This is a genomic window from Nocardiopsis lucentensis DSM 44048 (assembly GCF_000341125.1).
In the GTDB taxonomy this organism is placed as follows: Bacteria; Actinomycetota; Actinomycetes; order Streptosporangiales; family Streptosporangiaceae; genus Nocardiopsis; species Nocardiopsis lucentensis.
Window position 1 is genome coordinate 1 of record NZ_ANBC01000168.1, and the last position, 13874, is coordinate 13874.

Annotated in this window: 9 protein-coding genes and 2 pseudogenes (1 of these 11 running past the window's edge); 5 read left to right on the forward strand and 6 right to left on the reverse strand. The window is 74.0% G+C overall.

The window, feature by feature from the left end:
* Both D471_RS0105520 and D471_RS0105525 read left to right on the forward strand, forming a co-directional pair.
* A partial coding sequence (locus D471_RS0105520) for a xanthine dehydrogenase family protein molybdopterin-binding subunit (RefSeq protein WP_017597707.1) occupies positions 1-1040 on the forward strand: 1040 nt, incomplete at its 5' end.
* Complete coding sequence (locus tag D471_RS0105525; protein WP_017597708.1) at positions 1037-2041, forward strand: FAD binding domain-containing protein; 1005 nt, start codon at positions 1037-1039, stop codon at positions 2039-2041. The genes D471_RS0105520 and D471_RS0105525, both read left to right, overlap by 4 nt.
* Positions 2042-2095: 54 nt before the next feature.
* On the opposite strand, the gene D471_RS0105530 is transcribed toward D471_RS0105525, so the two are convergent.
* From D471_RS0105530 to D471_RS0105545, 4 genes are all read right to left on the reverse strand, one after another.
* Positions 2096-3079, reverse strand: coding sequence for an aldo/keto reductase (locus D471_RS0105530; RefSeq protein ID WP_017597709.1), 984 nt, complete (start codon positions 3077-3079; stop codon positions 2096-2098).
* 231 nt (positions 3080-3310) lie between these two features.
* Entirely contained in the window at positions 3311-4771 is a 1461-nt protein-coding gene (locus D471_RS33150; protein WP_017597710.1) for an FG-GAP repeat domain-containing protein, read from the reverse strand.
* Between the two features lie 16 nt (positions 4772-4787).
* Entirely contained in the window at positions 4788-5738 is a 951-nt protein-coding gene (locus tag D471_RS0105540) for a D-alanine--D-alanine ligase family protein (RefSeq protein WP_017597711.1), read from the reverse strand.
* Between the two features lie 51 nt (positions 5739-5789).
* Positions 5790-7022, reverse strand: a complete 1233-nt coding sequence (locus tag D471_RS0105545) for an aminotransferase-like domain-containing protein (protein ID WP_017597712.1) — start codon at positions 7020-7022, stop codon at positions 5790-5792.
* A gap of 561 nt (positions 7023-7583) precedes the next feature.
* Between D471_RS0105545 and D471_RS0105550 the strand changes: the two genes are divergently transcribed.
* Positions 7584-8168 carry a hypothetical protein gene (locus D471_RS0105550; RefSeq protein ID WP_017597713.1) on the forward strand — a complete coding sequence of 195 codons (585 nt, stop codon included), beginning with the start codon at positions 7584-7586 and terminating at the stop codon, positions 8166-8168.
* A gap of 276 nt (positions 8169-8444) precedes the next feature.
* Here D471_RS0105550 and D471_RS0105555 read toward each other — a convergent pair whose 3' ends face one another.
* Positions 8445-9767 (reverse strand): helix-turn-helix domain-containing protein, encoded by a 1323-nt coding sequence (locus D471_RS0105555; protein WP_017597714.1) that lies wholly within the window; start codon positions 9765-9767, stop codon positions 8445-8447.
* A gap of 206 nt (positions 9768-9973) precedes the next feature.
* Positions 9974-11496, reverse strand: a pseudogene (locus tag D471_RS33155) (PucR family transcriptional regulator).
* Between the two features lie 151 nt (positions 11497-11647).
* Here D471_RS33155 and speB point away from each other — a divergent pair.
* Together speB and D471_RS33160 are read left to right on the forward strand one after the other, a co-directional pair.
* On the forward strand, positions 11648-12595 hold the full coding sequence (gene speB / locus D471_RS0105565) for an agmatinase (RefSeq protein WP_017597715.1): 948 nt from the start codon (positions 11648-11650) through the stop codon (positions 12593-12595).
* Between the two features lie 8 nt (positions 12596-12603).
* A pseudogene (locus D471_RS33160) lies at positions 12604-13874 on the forward strand (thiamine pyrophosphate-binding protein) (its annotated part continues 220 nt past the right edge of the window); the annotation flags it as partial.

Consider the following 13874-nt stretch of genomic DNA (forward strand, 5'->3'; position numbering starts at 1 on the left):
TGGGCGAGGACCCGCTGAGCCTGCGGCGGCGCTGGGACGGCAACGCCCGTCGCAAGGCCCTGTACGACGAGGTCGCCACCCTGCCGCTGTGGACCGACCGTCCCCGGGGCAGGCGCACCGGCCGGTTCCGCCGAGGCGTGGGACTGGCCGCGAGCAACTGGCTGTTCGTCGTCAGCCCGCAGTCGAAGGTGGAGCTGACGGTCGAGAACGGCACGGTGGTGGTCAGGTCGGCCACCCAGGACATCGGCACCGGTATCCGCACGATCCTGCGCGACGTGGTCGCCGACCGGCTCGGAGCGCCGCCGTCGTCGCTGCGGGTGGAGATCGGCGACAGCGACTCGGTGCACGGCTCCGGCGCGGGCGGCAGCAGGACCACCAACTCCATGGGCCCGGCCGCCGCCGAGGCCGCCGACGCACTGCGTTCGGCGCTGCGCGAGCACTCGACGCGGATCCCGGCCGCCGGCCCCGTCCCGGAGCTGGCGCTGAAGGAGGCGCTCGCCGCGGCGGACGGGGTCCGCGTGGTCGGCGGACGGAACCTGGACCGCTGGGAGCGGATGTCCACGCTCCTGTCCGGCGGCGGGGACATGGCGATGGGCCGGGGGCTCATCGGCGCCGTCCACGTCATGGAGGTGGAGGTCGACACCCTGCTCGGGCGGGTGCGGCCGACCAACTGCTGGGCCGGGATCGCGGCCGGCCGGATCTACTCCGAGCGCCTGGCCCGCAACCAGTGCGAGGGCGCGGTGGTCCAGGGCGTGGGCTACGCGCTGTTCGAGGAACGGCGCGACGACCCCGCCACCGGGGCGGTGCTGACCCAGAACATGGAGGACTACCGCATCCCGGGACTGGGTGACGTGCCCGAGACCGAGGTGTACTTCCACGAGCAGGGCTACGAGCACGTGCCCGGAGGCGGCGTGGGGTTGGGCGAGGTCTCCACCGTCGGCGTGTCCGCGGCCGTGGCCAACGCCGTGTTCGACGCCACCGGCTGGCGCCCGCGCGACCTGCCCATCCGCCCGGACCGACTGATCGAGGGACTGCGATGACCACGACGCGACCGAGTGACCTGGACACCGCCCTGGCCGGGCTGGAGGCGACGGGGGCCCGGCCCCGGGCCGGGGGCACCGACCTGACCGCGTGCCTGGCCCACGGGGTGCTCGCCCCGGGACCGGTGGTGGACCTGACCGGGGTCCCGACCCTGCGCGGGATCGACTGGAGGAAGGACGGATCAGCCCGGGTGGGCGCGCTGACCAGCGTGCACGAGCTGTCCGCCGACCCCCGGCTGCGCGAGGCCTACCCCGCCCTGGCGCGCACGGCGGGGGCCCTGGCCACACCCCAGATCCGCGGGGCGGCCACCCTGGGCGGCAACCTCCTCCAGCGCAACCGGTGCTGGTACCTGCGCAACCCGGCCTTCGACTGCTTCCAGACCGGCGGCGACTCCTGCCCCGCCCGGGAGGGCGACCACCTGCTCGGGGTCGTGGTGGACCAGGGCCCGTGCGTGGCCCCGCACCCGTCGACGGTGGCCGTGGCCCTGGTGGCCTACGACGCCGTGGCGGAGATCGCGGGCGACGGGACCGGGGACGGAGCCGGAACCCGTGAGCGACCGGTGGCGGAGCTGTACGACGCGACCGACCCCGCCCGGGACCACGTCCTGGACCCGTCGCAGGTGCTGGTGGCGGTGTCGCTGCCCGCGCCGACACCCGGTGAGCGGGCCGCCTACCTGCGGGCGACCGGGCGCTCACGCGCCGAGTGGCCGCTCGTGGAGGCGACGGTCCGCCTGGCGTGCGCGGACGGCGGCGAGGGGCCGGTGGAGTCGGCGGCGGTCGCGGTCGGGGGCGTGGCACGCACCCCGCTCCGGTTGCCCGAGGTGGAGAACGCGCTGGTCGGCGCGCTCCCCGGAGCCGAACCGGGCGCGGCGGTCGACGAGGCGCTGGAGGGGCTGGCGGACCTGTGCTCCCCGCTGCCCGGCACCCGGTACAAGGTCCCCCTGCTCCGGGACACCGTCCGCGCCGGGGTCGAGCAGGCCCTGGGCTTCGCGCGGGCCTGACGCGCGGTCCCGGCCCCGGGTCGGCCCCGCCAGGAGCCGGCCCGGGGCCGCCGCTCAGTACCGGGTGCCGACGGCGGTGGGCAGGTCGTCGAGTTCGCGCAGGTCCTCAGGGGTCAGGTCGAGGTCGGCGGCTCCAGCGTTGTCGTGCAGGTAGGCCGACTTCTTCGTGCCGGGGATGGGGATGACGTGGTCGCCCTGGGCGAGGGTCCAGGCGATCGCGACCCGGGCGGGCGTGGTGCCGTGCCGCTCGGCGACGCGCCGCACCACATCCACGAGGGCCTGGTTGCGGCGGATGGCCTCCTCCTGGAAGCGCGGCTGGCGGGCGCGCAGGTCGCCTTCCTCCAGGCCCTCGGCGGTGACCGTACCGGTGAGGAAGCCGCGTCCCAGCGGGGAGAAGGGGACGAAGACCGCGCCGTGCTCGGCACACCAGCCGACGACGTCACCGGGGCCTTCGCCGTCGTTGGCCACACCCCCGAAGCCGCCCGCGCTGCCACCCGCGGCGCCCTGGGCGTCGCGGGTCCACAGCGACAGCTCCGACTGGATCGCCGCGACGGGGTGGACGGCGTGCGCCTCGTCGGCCTGGGCGCGGGTGACCTCCGACAGCCCGAGGTGGCCGACCTTGCCCTGGGCGACCAGTTCGGCCATGGCGCCCCAGGTCTCGGCGAGGGGGACCTCGGGGTCGACGCGGTGGAGGTAGTACAGGTCGACGCTGTCGGTGCCCAGGCGGCGCAGGCTCTCGTCGAGGGAGCGGCGGACGTGGTCGGGTCCGCCGTCCCGGTGCATGGCCAGGGTCGCGGCGTCGTCCATGACCAGACCGGTCTTGGTGGCCAAAACGACCCGGTCGCGGATGCCCTTGAGCGCGCGGCCCGCCAGTTCCTCGTTGTGGCCGCCGCCCGAGACCNCGAGGTCGACGGCCTCGCGGATCAGCTCCACCGACCGGGCGTCATCGCGTTCGGAGGCCGAGTAGGCCCAGCTCATGCCCATGAGGCCGAGCCCGACCCGGCCGACCGGTCTCCCCTGGAACTCGCGTGTGCGCATGTGGCTCGCCTTCCGTCACTTCAGCGGTGCGCGGGGCCGGGGCGGTGGGTCCGTGGGGCGCGTGTCCCGTCCCCCGCGCGTGAGGGGGTCTGCGGCGCGAACACTACCACCCGAGGCGTTCGACATCTGAATACCATCAGCATGCGAACGACTGGCCGCAGCCGAACCCGACCCCGTGGGCGCCCCGATGTCCGCGAGTGCTCAGGAGGCGAAGGGCCGAGCGAAACCGGACTAGTCTCCGGTGGGGATGGGAAGCCCCGTCAGGTCGAGGCCCCCCGTCGGCTCTCCGTCACCGTGAAACATCCACAGGGAGCCCGGGGCCCCCGCGTCCGGCCCGGTGCCTGCCGGGCTCGGGCGCACGATCACGTCGGCCAGACCGTCACCGTCGGCGTCGAGTGCCCGGATCCGGGTGCCGGGCCAGCGGTAGTGGTCGAACCGGTCCATCTCCGCGGGCGGGGGGACGGGCGCCCCGGCCTCCTCCGCGCCGTATCGGAGTGCGCCGTCCCCGCTGAGCCCCTCGGGGCCGCCCCTGAGTACCACGACGTCCCCGGCGTCGAAGGGCGCGTCCGAGGCGGGGCGCATCACCGCGGCCACGACGTCCGTGTAGCCGTCGCCGTCCACGTCCCCCGCGGCGAGTTCGTGGGCGAACTGGTCACCGTCGAACGACGCCCCCGGCACGCCTTCACTGTCCAGGTTCAGGGGAGTGCTCCGCTCACCCGGACCGCTCGCAGAGCCGTACACGACCACGATCTCGCCGGGGATGTACGGCGGGTTCTCGACGCTGCGGCCGACGTGCCGCAGCACCAGATCGCCGTACCCGTCGCCGTTGACGTCGGCGACCGTGCCCTGGTCCGCCGTCGGGAGCGGTTCGGCGCCCTCGTACTCCTCGAACCCGTCGGCCGACCCCAGCCAGACCCGGGTCGGGTGGGCCATCTCCTCGAAGGAGGCGAAACCGATCAGGTCCGTCACACCGTCGCCGTTCACGTCACCGGAGGTCAGCCTGAGCTCGTCACCGCCCTGCCCGCTGGGCACGTCGCCCACGCGATCGGGTTCCCACTCCCGGGAGAAGGGGCCGTACAGGAGACCGAACCCCCCCGCCCCCATGTCAGCGTTGGGGTCGAGGCGAACGAGGTCGGGGTACCCGTCGCCGTCGAAGTCGCCGACGGCGTCCACGTAGCCGGACGGGACGTCCGCCCCGAGTGGGACTCCCACACCGAGACCGTCCGCGCTCCCCCACAGCAGGATCGGCCCCCGCTCCCCGGCCTCCTCGACCCCCTGGTCTCCAGCGTTGACGACCAGATCGGTGAACCCGTCACCGTCCAGGTCCCCGGTGAGGGTACCGGGGCTGAGCCAGGTGCGGCCGCCGAACCGGTCGTCCTGCGCGACCGCTCCCGGCACGCCCTCGTCGGCGCGGGAGATCACCCGGGCCGACGAGAGGTCGGGACCGTCGGCCGAACCGGGGACGACGGCGACGACCCCGGCGTTCGGTCTCCCGCCGACCTCGACACCGGGCAGACCGAGGACCAGGTCGTCGAACCCGTCGCCGTCGAAGTCCACCCGTGAGAGTCGGGACGGCCCGGGGGACGGCCGCTCCTCCGGCGGGGCTTCCTCGTCCGGTGCCCCGCATCCGGCGACGGTCAGGGCGAGCACGGCGGCGGTGGCCCTGACACGGGCGCGGGGAGCGGGGGGCATCGGGTCCTTTTCCGGATCAGCCGCGCAGCAGCGCCTGGTGGGCCAGCTCCCGGCACACGACCGCGAAGTCCAGCCCGGCCGAGGCCGCCGCCATCGGGAAGGTCGAGGTCTCGGTGAGGCCGGGGGCGACGTTGGTCTCCAGGAAGGTGACCCGGCCGTCCTCGCCGACGATGAGGTCGGTGCGCGACAGGTCGCGCAGCCCCAGCACGCGGTGGGCGGTCAGGGCGACCTCGGTGGCGGCCGCGACGGCGTCGGCGTCCAGGCGGGCCGGGCAGAAGAACTCGGTGCGCCCGGCGGTGTAGCGCGCCGCGTAGTCGTAGACCCCGCCGTCGGGCACGATCTCCACCGGCGGCAGCGCCACGGGGCCCTCGCCCGTGTCGAGCACGCCCACCGCCAGCTCGGTGCCCTGGATCTGCTCCTCCACGAGCGCGGAGTCGCTGTAGGCGAAGCAGGACACCAGGGCGGCGGACAGGTCGTGCAGCGTCGTGACCGGCGCGGCGCCGAACGCCGAGCCGCCCCGGTCGGGCTTGACGAACAGGGGCAGGCCCAGGCGGTCGGCCATGCGCGCCAGCAGCGCTGGGGCGCCCAGGTCGTGGAAGGCCGACTTGGGCAGGGTCGCCCCGCGCGGGACGCGCACCCCCTCGGCCGCCAGCAGCGCCTTGGCCGTGGGCTTGGAGTAGGCCAGGCGGCACGCGTCCGGGCGGGCCCCCACGTAGGGCACCCCCACCAGCTCCAGGACCTCGCGGATCGCGCCGTCCTCGCCCGCCGCGCCGTGCAGGACGGGGAAGACCACCTGTGGCGGGGGGTCGGACAGCCGATCCAGGAGGGCGGCGTCGACGTCGGCGACCTGGACCTCCACGTCCAGTCGGCGCAGCGCCTCGGCGACGCCGCGCCCGGAGTGGACGCTCACCTCGTGTTCGGGGGACAGTCCCCCGGCGAGAACGAGAACGCGGTCAAGGTCTGCCACGGCGCGGACCTCCTCATGTGGTGCTGGCATAGTGCGGGTGCCCTAAGGGGGTCAGGGCAGGTCGGGGGTGGGGGCCTGGTGGCCCTCTGTGGGCGGGGCCAGGGTGCTGCCGAAGGTATCACGCAGGTCGAGTTCGCCCTCGATCGCTCCGACGAGGCGGCGCACGCCCTCCCGGATCTGCTCCGGGGTCGGATAGCAGAAGCTCAGCCGCATGTCGGCGCGGCCTCGGCCGTCGGCGAAGAAGCCGGTCCCCGGGACGTAGGCGACGCGCTCGGCCACGGCTCGGGGCAGCATGGCCTTGGCGTCGATGCCCTCGGGCAGGGTGGCCCAGACGAAGAAGCCGCCCTCGGGCCGGGTCCAGGTGCACCCGGCGGGCATCATCGCCTCGAGGGCGCCGAGCATGGCGTCGCGACGCTCGCCGTACATGGTGTTGAACGTCTTGATCTGCTCGCGCCAGGGGAAGGTGCGCAGGTAGCGGCGCACGACCAGCTGGTTGAACGTGGAGTGGCTGAGCATCGCCGACTCGGCGGCCAGGACCAGCTTGGCGCGCACGGGCGCGGGGGCCAGCGCCCAGCCGATGCGCAGTCCGGGCGAGAGGGTCTTGGACAGCGATCCGAGGTAGATGACGTTGCCCGTGCCCTGGGCGTAGAGGGTGGGCTGGGGGTCGCCGTCGTAGCGCAGCAGGCCGTAGGGGTTGTCCTCGACCACGAGCACGTCGTGGCGCTCGCAGATCTCCAGGACCCGGGCGCGGCGCTCGGCGGTCATGGTGATGCCCGCCGGGTTCTGGAAGTTGGGGATGGTGTAGAAGAACTTCACCCTGCGGCCCTCGCGCGCGGCGCGGGTGAGCGCCTCGTCGAGTTCCTCGGGCAGGACGCCGTTCTCGTCCATGGCCACGTGGCGGATGTCGGCCTGGAAGGCGGCGAAGGTGTTGATGGCGGTGACGTAGGTGGGCGCCTCGCACAGGACGACGTCGCCGGGGTCGACGAAGACGCGGGTGATGAGGTCGAGGGCCTGCTGGGAGCCGACGGTGACGATGACGTCGTCGGGGCTGGCGGTGATGCCCTCCAGCGTCATGTAGTCGCAGATCTGCTCGCGCAGGACGGGGTCGCCCTGGGCGGATCCGTACTGGAGGGCGGCCTGGCCCTCCTCGGCGACCACGTCGCGGACGAGTTCGCCGATCTGGTCGAGCGGGAGCGCCGCGACGTTGGGCATGCCTCCGGCCAGGGAGACGACCTCGGGCCGGGACGCGACGGCGAAGAGTGCGCGGACCTCCGATGCGACCATGCCCTGTGCTCGGTGTGCGTAGCGGCCGAGGTGCGGGTCGATGCGCGAGCCTTGTACGGGCTGCTGGTCTCGGTGGTCAGCGGACACGGTCCACCTCCGGAAGGAAGGTCGGTCGGGTGGCCCACGGGTGGAACGCGGGGCCGGTCGCGGTCCCCTGTTCGACGCCATGCGCCGCCCCCTGGTTCACACGGCGCCCCGGGCGGTGCCGGAACGCGTGCGGCGGTCGGGTCGGGTGGTCCGGGCGTGTTCCCGGACCGGTAAATGCACCGAGTGTAGCCCAGCGGGGTTTCGTCTCCGCCACGAGCTGCCCGTTTCGCGCCGTTCGCCACACACGCGGTGCCCGTCCGGTCGTGGACCGGAGTTCGTGGTCCGTTCGAGCCGTGTCCCCGGGAAGGTACCCACACTCGGCACGGATGGCGCACCCCGATGACCAGAACATGAAGCACTTTTTCACCTATTGCCGCGAGTCGGACATAGGGCACATAGCAAACATCAGTGACATTGGTCTCGTGGGACACCTCCGGGTGCACACGTACCCGGCCCGGCGACCCAGGGGGAAGTATGAGAGTCCGCGCCACCGCCGTCCTCACTCCGCTGGCCTGTCTGGCCCTGGCGGGTGTGCTCACGACCGCCTGCTCCACCGACGACGCACGCGTGGAACGGGCGCGGGCCGCGAGGGAGGAGATGGCGCGGGCCGCCGGCGCACTGTCGGTCACGGCCCTGCGCCCCGCGGCCGAACGTGCCTTCGCCCGTGCGGGGCACCCGATCGACGGGGTCCTGGCCTGCGCGAACGAACCGCCGATCACCCCCTCGGGCAGCGAGGCGGACCAGCGGTCGGCGGAGGCCGACGAACGGGCGGAGCACGGGACCGATGAAAGGACCGTGCGAGTGCACTGCACGGGCACGACCCGCGACGGGGAGAGCGTGCGCTTCGAGGGGCGCCTCAGTCCACGGACCCTGGCCGAGCGGGAGACGGGCGACGAGGGGCTGCGGGGAGCGTTCAACGGAAGCGTCGGCGGCGCCGAGGTCTTCGCGATGGACTGCTTCCAGTGCGCGCCCGCTCTGGCGGGGGACACCGCCGGGGCGACGGAGCGCGAGGCGGGCGGGGCCGGAACCGCCGAAGACCCCGTCTCCTCCGGGGGTTGACCCCGGTGACGAGGTGACGGCGCGCCCCCGAGGAGCCACCTCGGGGGCACGCCGTGCGGTCGGTGCGTCCAGGGAGCTCCCCCCGTCACCCTGGACCACCTGCGGTCCGCTCGCGCGTTCGTCTCCGCCTGGCAACCCCCCTCAAGGCTCCGATGGCCGCGAACGCCGCGCACACCGTGCCGTTCCGCGCCGCGCCCTCTCACGCCCGGCACGGACGGCCGTGCGGACCGCGTGAGAACAGTCCACACCATCCCCGCCGACCAGGCAACGGTTGCACTAGGTTGCGATCCCCCCACCCGTCGCGACGAACCCGGGGCGTCCCGGGTCGGCCAGCCTGAGGGCGCGTACCCCGGGGGCGAGCGACCCGGGCAACAGGTCCACGCGCTCACTCGGCCACCCGACCCGCACCTGTACCTCCTCGCTGAAACGGTAGGGGCGGCTCTCCACGATGCCGCCCAGGTGACGCCTGAGCCGGGACAGCTCGGCGCGCACGGTCACCACGTTGCCCGCGGCCCCGAACACGTCCTCGGACAGCTGGGCCGCCGTGCGCCCCTCCCGGTGAACGGCCAGGATCAGCAGGAGTTCGGCGTGGCGAGGGGTGAGCCGGTGCGTCCACTCGCCGCTGGGACCGGCGACGGTGACCGCGGGGGAGGCCGCCCGGGACAGCTCCAGCGTGACCGTCGTGGGCGCGGCCGACTCCTCCGAGCGGGGGCGGACCAGCCAGCCGCCGGGCAGCGGTTCGAGCGTGCACTCGCCCAGGGCGGGCAGCCAGGCGGCGCCGTTCTCGCGTTGGGTGGGCAGCAGCACGCGGCGGACCGGGTCCATGTGCACGGCGGCCGCGGTCCATCCGGCCTCGTCCACGACCAGGGCGGGCCCGGCCATCCGGGCGAGCATGGGCGCGGCCACCGTCCGCAGCCGTTCCAGGTGTTCGTGGTGGATGCTCTGCAGGTGCGCCTCGGCCAGCTGGGCGACCGTGTTCACCAGGGCCAGGGTGGAGGGGTGGATGGTCGAGACCGGCCCGGTGACGTCGATCGCGCCGAGCAGCCGCCCGTCGCGCGGATCGTGGATCGGCGCGCAGGCGCAGGTGAGGGCATGCAGGTTGCGAACGAAGTGCTCGGCCGAGTACACCTGCACGGGCCTGCCCACGACCAGCGCGGTTCCGATGGCGTTGGTCCCGGTGTTGCCCTCGTTCCAGTAGGCCCCCTCGATGAGGCCCACCCGGTCGCCGACCGTGCGCACGCGGTGGGACCCGTCGCGCCACAGGATCTGGCCGGCGGCGTCGGTGACGAGCATGATGTGCTCGGCTTCGTCGGCGACCGAGACCAGGGACCTACGGATGAGGGGCAGTACCTCGGCGATCGGCGAGGCCGTCCGGGTCCGGTAGAGTTCGTCGGGAAGGGCCATGCGCGGCGGAGGCCCGCTGTCGGGGTCGATTCCGAAGCGGCGCATGCGTGTCCAGGAGTCCTCGATGACCGGCCGGAGGGAGGCCGGAGCGGGTCGGCCGTTGAGGGCCGCCTCGTGCACCTGGCTCAGGAGCTTGGCGTGTTCACGGGCGTCGACCCCGGCGGGAAGGGCCGTGTCCAGAGGGGGAAACGACATTTGAGTCCCATTCCTCACGTTCTCTGCGGAGTCCACCAGTGTCCAGCGTTGACCGTGAGCGGGGTGGCCGGACGCGGAACGTGCACGTGATTCGGCGTCTGACACGGGTTCCGACTTCCGATTCCGTGGCCGGGTGGGTCCCGGACACACCGGTGGTCTATGGAGGCGGGTCGAACCTGGCCACCTGGTCGACCATCATCCCCCGGTCAGTCCCCCGACCGCCACCGCGTCAGCGCGAACCACAGGCGCATGCGCTGTTCGGCGTCGGCCAGGTCCACGTTCAGGTCGCGCTCGATCCGGCCGATCCGATACCGGACGCTGTTGCGGTGGGGGCCCAGGGCGGNNNGGCGGCCCGGTCCCAGTTGCCGTGGCGGACGAGCCAGGCCCGCAGTGTGCGGCGCAGAGTCCGCGCCGCGTCGGTCTCCTCCGTCAGGGGGCCGAGGATCCGGCGAGCGAGGTCGTCGGACCCGGAGGGGGTGAGCAGCCCGGCGAAGGGGTCGCCGTCCTCCTCCCACACCAGGGGCCCGCCCACGGCACGGGCCCGCTCCAGGAGAGCGGCGGCACGGCGGTCCGCCACGGGCAGGTCCTCCGGGGCGACCGGGCCGCTCAGGGCCGCGATCCAGCCGCGCGTGAGCAGGTCCTCCAACTGCTCCCGGTGCCTCTTCTCACCCCGGTCGGACAGGACGGCCCGCAGGTGCGGTTCCGGTCCGGTTCCGGTGTCCAGGACCTGGGTGGGCAGGGGCGGGACCGCCTGGGACGTGTGCCGTCCGGGCCCCGCGGGAAGGGCGCGCAGCACCCGGTAGGCGGGATCCGGCGCCCCCTCCGCCCCGGTGAGCTCGGCGAGCAGGGGCGCGGCGGGACCGGTGAACCCTCCGTCGGCCAGCAGTGTGGTCAGGAGGCGGCCCGGCACGGGCGGGGCGTCGTCGTGACCGCGCGAGAGCAGGTCCAGCAGGGCGGTGGCGGTGCGCAGGACCGCGCGGTCGGTGATGCCGAGCGGGCGGGGGCGGCCCACCAGGACGACGCCGTGGTCCTCCGGTGGCGTACCCACGGTGTGCAGGAAGACCTCGTCGGGGCCGCGGACGGCCTTGGCGCTACGGGGGCCGGCGACCTCGGTGAGCTTGGCGACCAGCCCGGTCAGCTCCTCGTCCAGGGTCTCCGGCGCCCCCGGGCTGGCGCGCAGCCCCTCGGGGGCGGCCAGCGCCGACCACGCTCCCAGGGAGTCGGCCAGGACGCCCAGGACCCGGTCGACGGGCCCCGGCGCGGTCACTGCGCGGGTGAGCTGTTGGTGGGCCTCCCCCAGGCGGCGCAGGTCGCGCATGCGCCGCTCCTCCAACTCCTCCCCCACGGCCTGGCTGACCGCGGCGAAGGGGGTGGGACGGGGCACCTCGACCAGCGGCAGACCCTGGCTCCGGCACTCCTCGATCAGCGGCGCGGGGACCGTGTCGTGCACGGGCGTGACACCGAAGCCGACGGCGCTGACGTGCGCCTCGACGAGGGAGCGCACGTAGTCGCGCACTCCGCCCGCGCTCCGGGGCAGATTGAGGCCCGCGGTCAGCACGAGCTCCCCGCCGCGCAGGTAGAGGGCCGGCTCGGCCAGCTCGCTGACCACCGCCCAGACGATGCCGGGGTCGCCCGCGTCGACGACGGTGGTCAGGGCCAGGTCCCGGCGCGCGAGGACGGCGCCCAACGGGACGGCGTGGGTGTCGGGGCCGGCGACGGAGACGACCACGCGCCCACCTCCCTTTTTTCTGGTTTGGTCATTTCATCTAGTTTTATGACTATACCGGTGCAGTTGAACCACTAGTAGGAAACCCATCCGCTCCCTAGTCTGAGCGCAGCGCTGTGACCTGCGTCAACGTTGCCGCTAGACAAGGACGGACATGAACACTCCGATCGGACCCACCGACTCCAGCCGCGTCCCCCGCTTCGCCGGACCCGCGACCTTCGCCCGGCTGCCCCGCATCGACGAGGTCGAGCGGGCGGACATCGCCGTGGTGGGCGTGCCGTTCGACACCGGGGTCTCCTACCGGCCCGGCGCGCGCTTCGGTCCCTCCGCCATCCGTGAGGCCAGCCGTCTGCTGCGCCCGTACAACCCCGGCCTGGACGTGGCCCCGTTCGAGCGCCTCCAGGTGGTCGACGGCGGCGACATCCCGGTCAACCCGTTCTCGATCGGCGACGCGGTGGAGACGCTCGACGCGGGCGCCTCGACGTTCGTCGAGGCCGGAACGCGCCTGGTGACCCTGGGCGGCGACCACACGATCGCCCTGCCCCTGCTGCGTTCGCTGTACCGCCAGCACGGCCCCATCGCCCTGTTGCACTTCGACGCGCACCTGGACACCTGGGACACCTACTTCGGCGAGCCCTACACGCACGGCACCCCGTTCCGCCGCGCCGTCGAGGAAGGCATCCTCGACACCGAGGCGATCGCCCACGTGGGCACCCGCGGCCCGCTCTACGGCAAGAAGGACCTGGAGGACGACCGCCGCTTCGGGTTCGGCATCGTCACCGCCGCCGACGTGATGCGCCGCGGCGTCGACGAGATCTCCGACATGCTGCGCCAGCGCGTGGGGAACCGTCCGCTGTACGTGTCCGTGGACATCGACGTGCTCGACCCGGCGCACGCCCCGGGCACCGGCACGCCCGAGGCCGGCGGCATCACCAGCCGCGAGCTGCTGGAGATCCTGCGCGGTCTGTCCACCTGCAACCTGGTGGGCGGTGACGTCGTGGAGGTCGCCCCGGCCTACGACCACGCGCAGATCACCGCGACCGCGGCCTCGCACGTAGCCTACGACCTGGTCAGCGTGCTGGCCCTGAACCAGGCGAGGTAGGGGCGGACATGGGTGGGAGCGCGCCGCGCAGCGGCGGCGACCTGGTGGTCGAGACCCTGGCGGCGCTGGGCGCCACGGCGGCCTTCGGCATCCCCGGCCAGCACGCCCTGGGGCTGTTCGACGCGCTGCGCCGGTCACCGCTGCGGTTCGTCTCCAGCCGGGTGGAGAACAACGCGGCCTTCGCCGCCGATGGGCACGCCCGGGTGAGGGGCGAGGTCACGCCGCTGTTCGTGTCCACCGGCCCCGGGGCGCTGCTCACCCTGTCCTCCCTTCAGGAGTCGCGGGCCTCCAGCGCCCCGGTGCTGGTGGTCGCCTCCCAGGTGCCGAGCGCGGGCCTGGGCGGCGGACGCCACGGCTACCTGCACGAGCTTCCCGACCAGTCCGCGAACTTCGCGGGGGTCACCAAGTCGGCGGTCACGGTCCGGCACGCCGCCCAGATCCCCTCGGCCCTGGCCGAGGCCTGGCGCACGGCCGCGTCCGCGCCCGCGGGCCCGGTCCTGGTGGAGATCCCCCAGGACGTGCTCCTGGGGCCGGCCGGCACGCCACCGGTCGTGGACGTGTCCGCCGACCCCGAACCGCTCCGCCCGCGCGAGGAGGTGCTGGCCGAGGCCGCGCGACTGCTGGACGCGGCGGAACGGCCGATGGTCCTCGCGGGCGGCGGCGTGAGCCGTTCCGGCGGGCGGGCCGCGCTGGTGGAGCTGGCCGAGGCGCTGCGGGCGCCGGTGGCCACCACGTTCGGCGGCAAGGACGCCTTCCCCTGGGAGCACCCGCTCTCGCTCCGATCGTGGATCGAGGACCGGCACACGACACGGTTCCTGGAGGGCGCGGACGTCCTCCTGGTCGTGGGGTCGGGGCTGGGCGAGCTGTCGAGCAACTACCACACTCTGGCCCCGCGCGGCCGGGTCGTGCAGGTGGAGGCCGACGCGGGCAAGCTGGCGGCCAACCTGCCCGCCTTGGGGGTGCACGGTGACGCCGCGCTGACCCTGGCCGCACTGGCCGAACGCGTCCGGCGCCGCCCGGAGTCACCGGGGACGGCCGCGGAGGTGGCCGGGGTGCTGCGGACCGTGGCCGAGCGGCTGGACGGGCAGGGGCTGACCACCGAGCGGGCGGTGCTGGCGGCGGTGCGCGAGGCGGTGCCCGACACCGCTCCGAGCTTCTGGGACATGACCATCCTGGCGTACTGGGCCTGGTCGGGCTGGGACCCCAGGGACGCGGGAATGTACTCCGCCCAGGGCGCGGGCGGACTGGGCTACGCGCTGCCCGCCGCTCTGGGGGCGGC

Excerpts from the sequence above, each read along its gene's own strand:
- speB (WP_017597715.1), top strand. The coding sequence starts at position 11,648 with ATGAACACTCCGATCGGACCCACCGACTCCAGCCGCGTCCCCCGCTTC.
- D471_RS0105525 (WP_017597708.1), top strand. The coding sequence starts at position 1,037 with ATGACCACGACGCGACCGAGTGACCTGGACACCGCCCTGGCCGGGCTG.
- D471_RS0105555 (WP_017597714.1), bottom strand. The coding sequence starts at position 9,767 with ATGTCGTTTCCCCCTCTGGACACGGCCCTTCCCGCCGGGGTCGACGCC.
- D471_RS0105550 (WP_017597713.1), top strand. The coding sequence starts at position 7,584 with ATGAGAGTCCGCGCCACCGCCGTCCTCACTCCGCTGGCCTGTCTGGCC.
- D471_RS33150 (WP_017597710.1), bottom strand. The coding sequence starts at position 4,771 with ATGCCCCCCGCTCCCCGCGCCCGTGTCAGGGCCACCGCCGCCGTGCTC.
- D471_RS0105545 (WP_017597712.1), bottom strand. The coding sequence starts at position 7,022 with ATGGTCGCATCGGAGGTCCGCGCACTCTTCGCCGTCGCGTCCCGGCCC.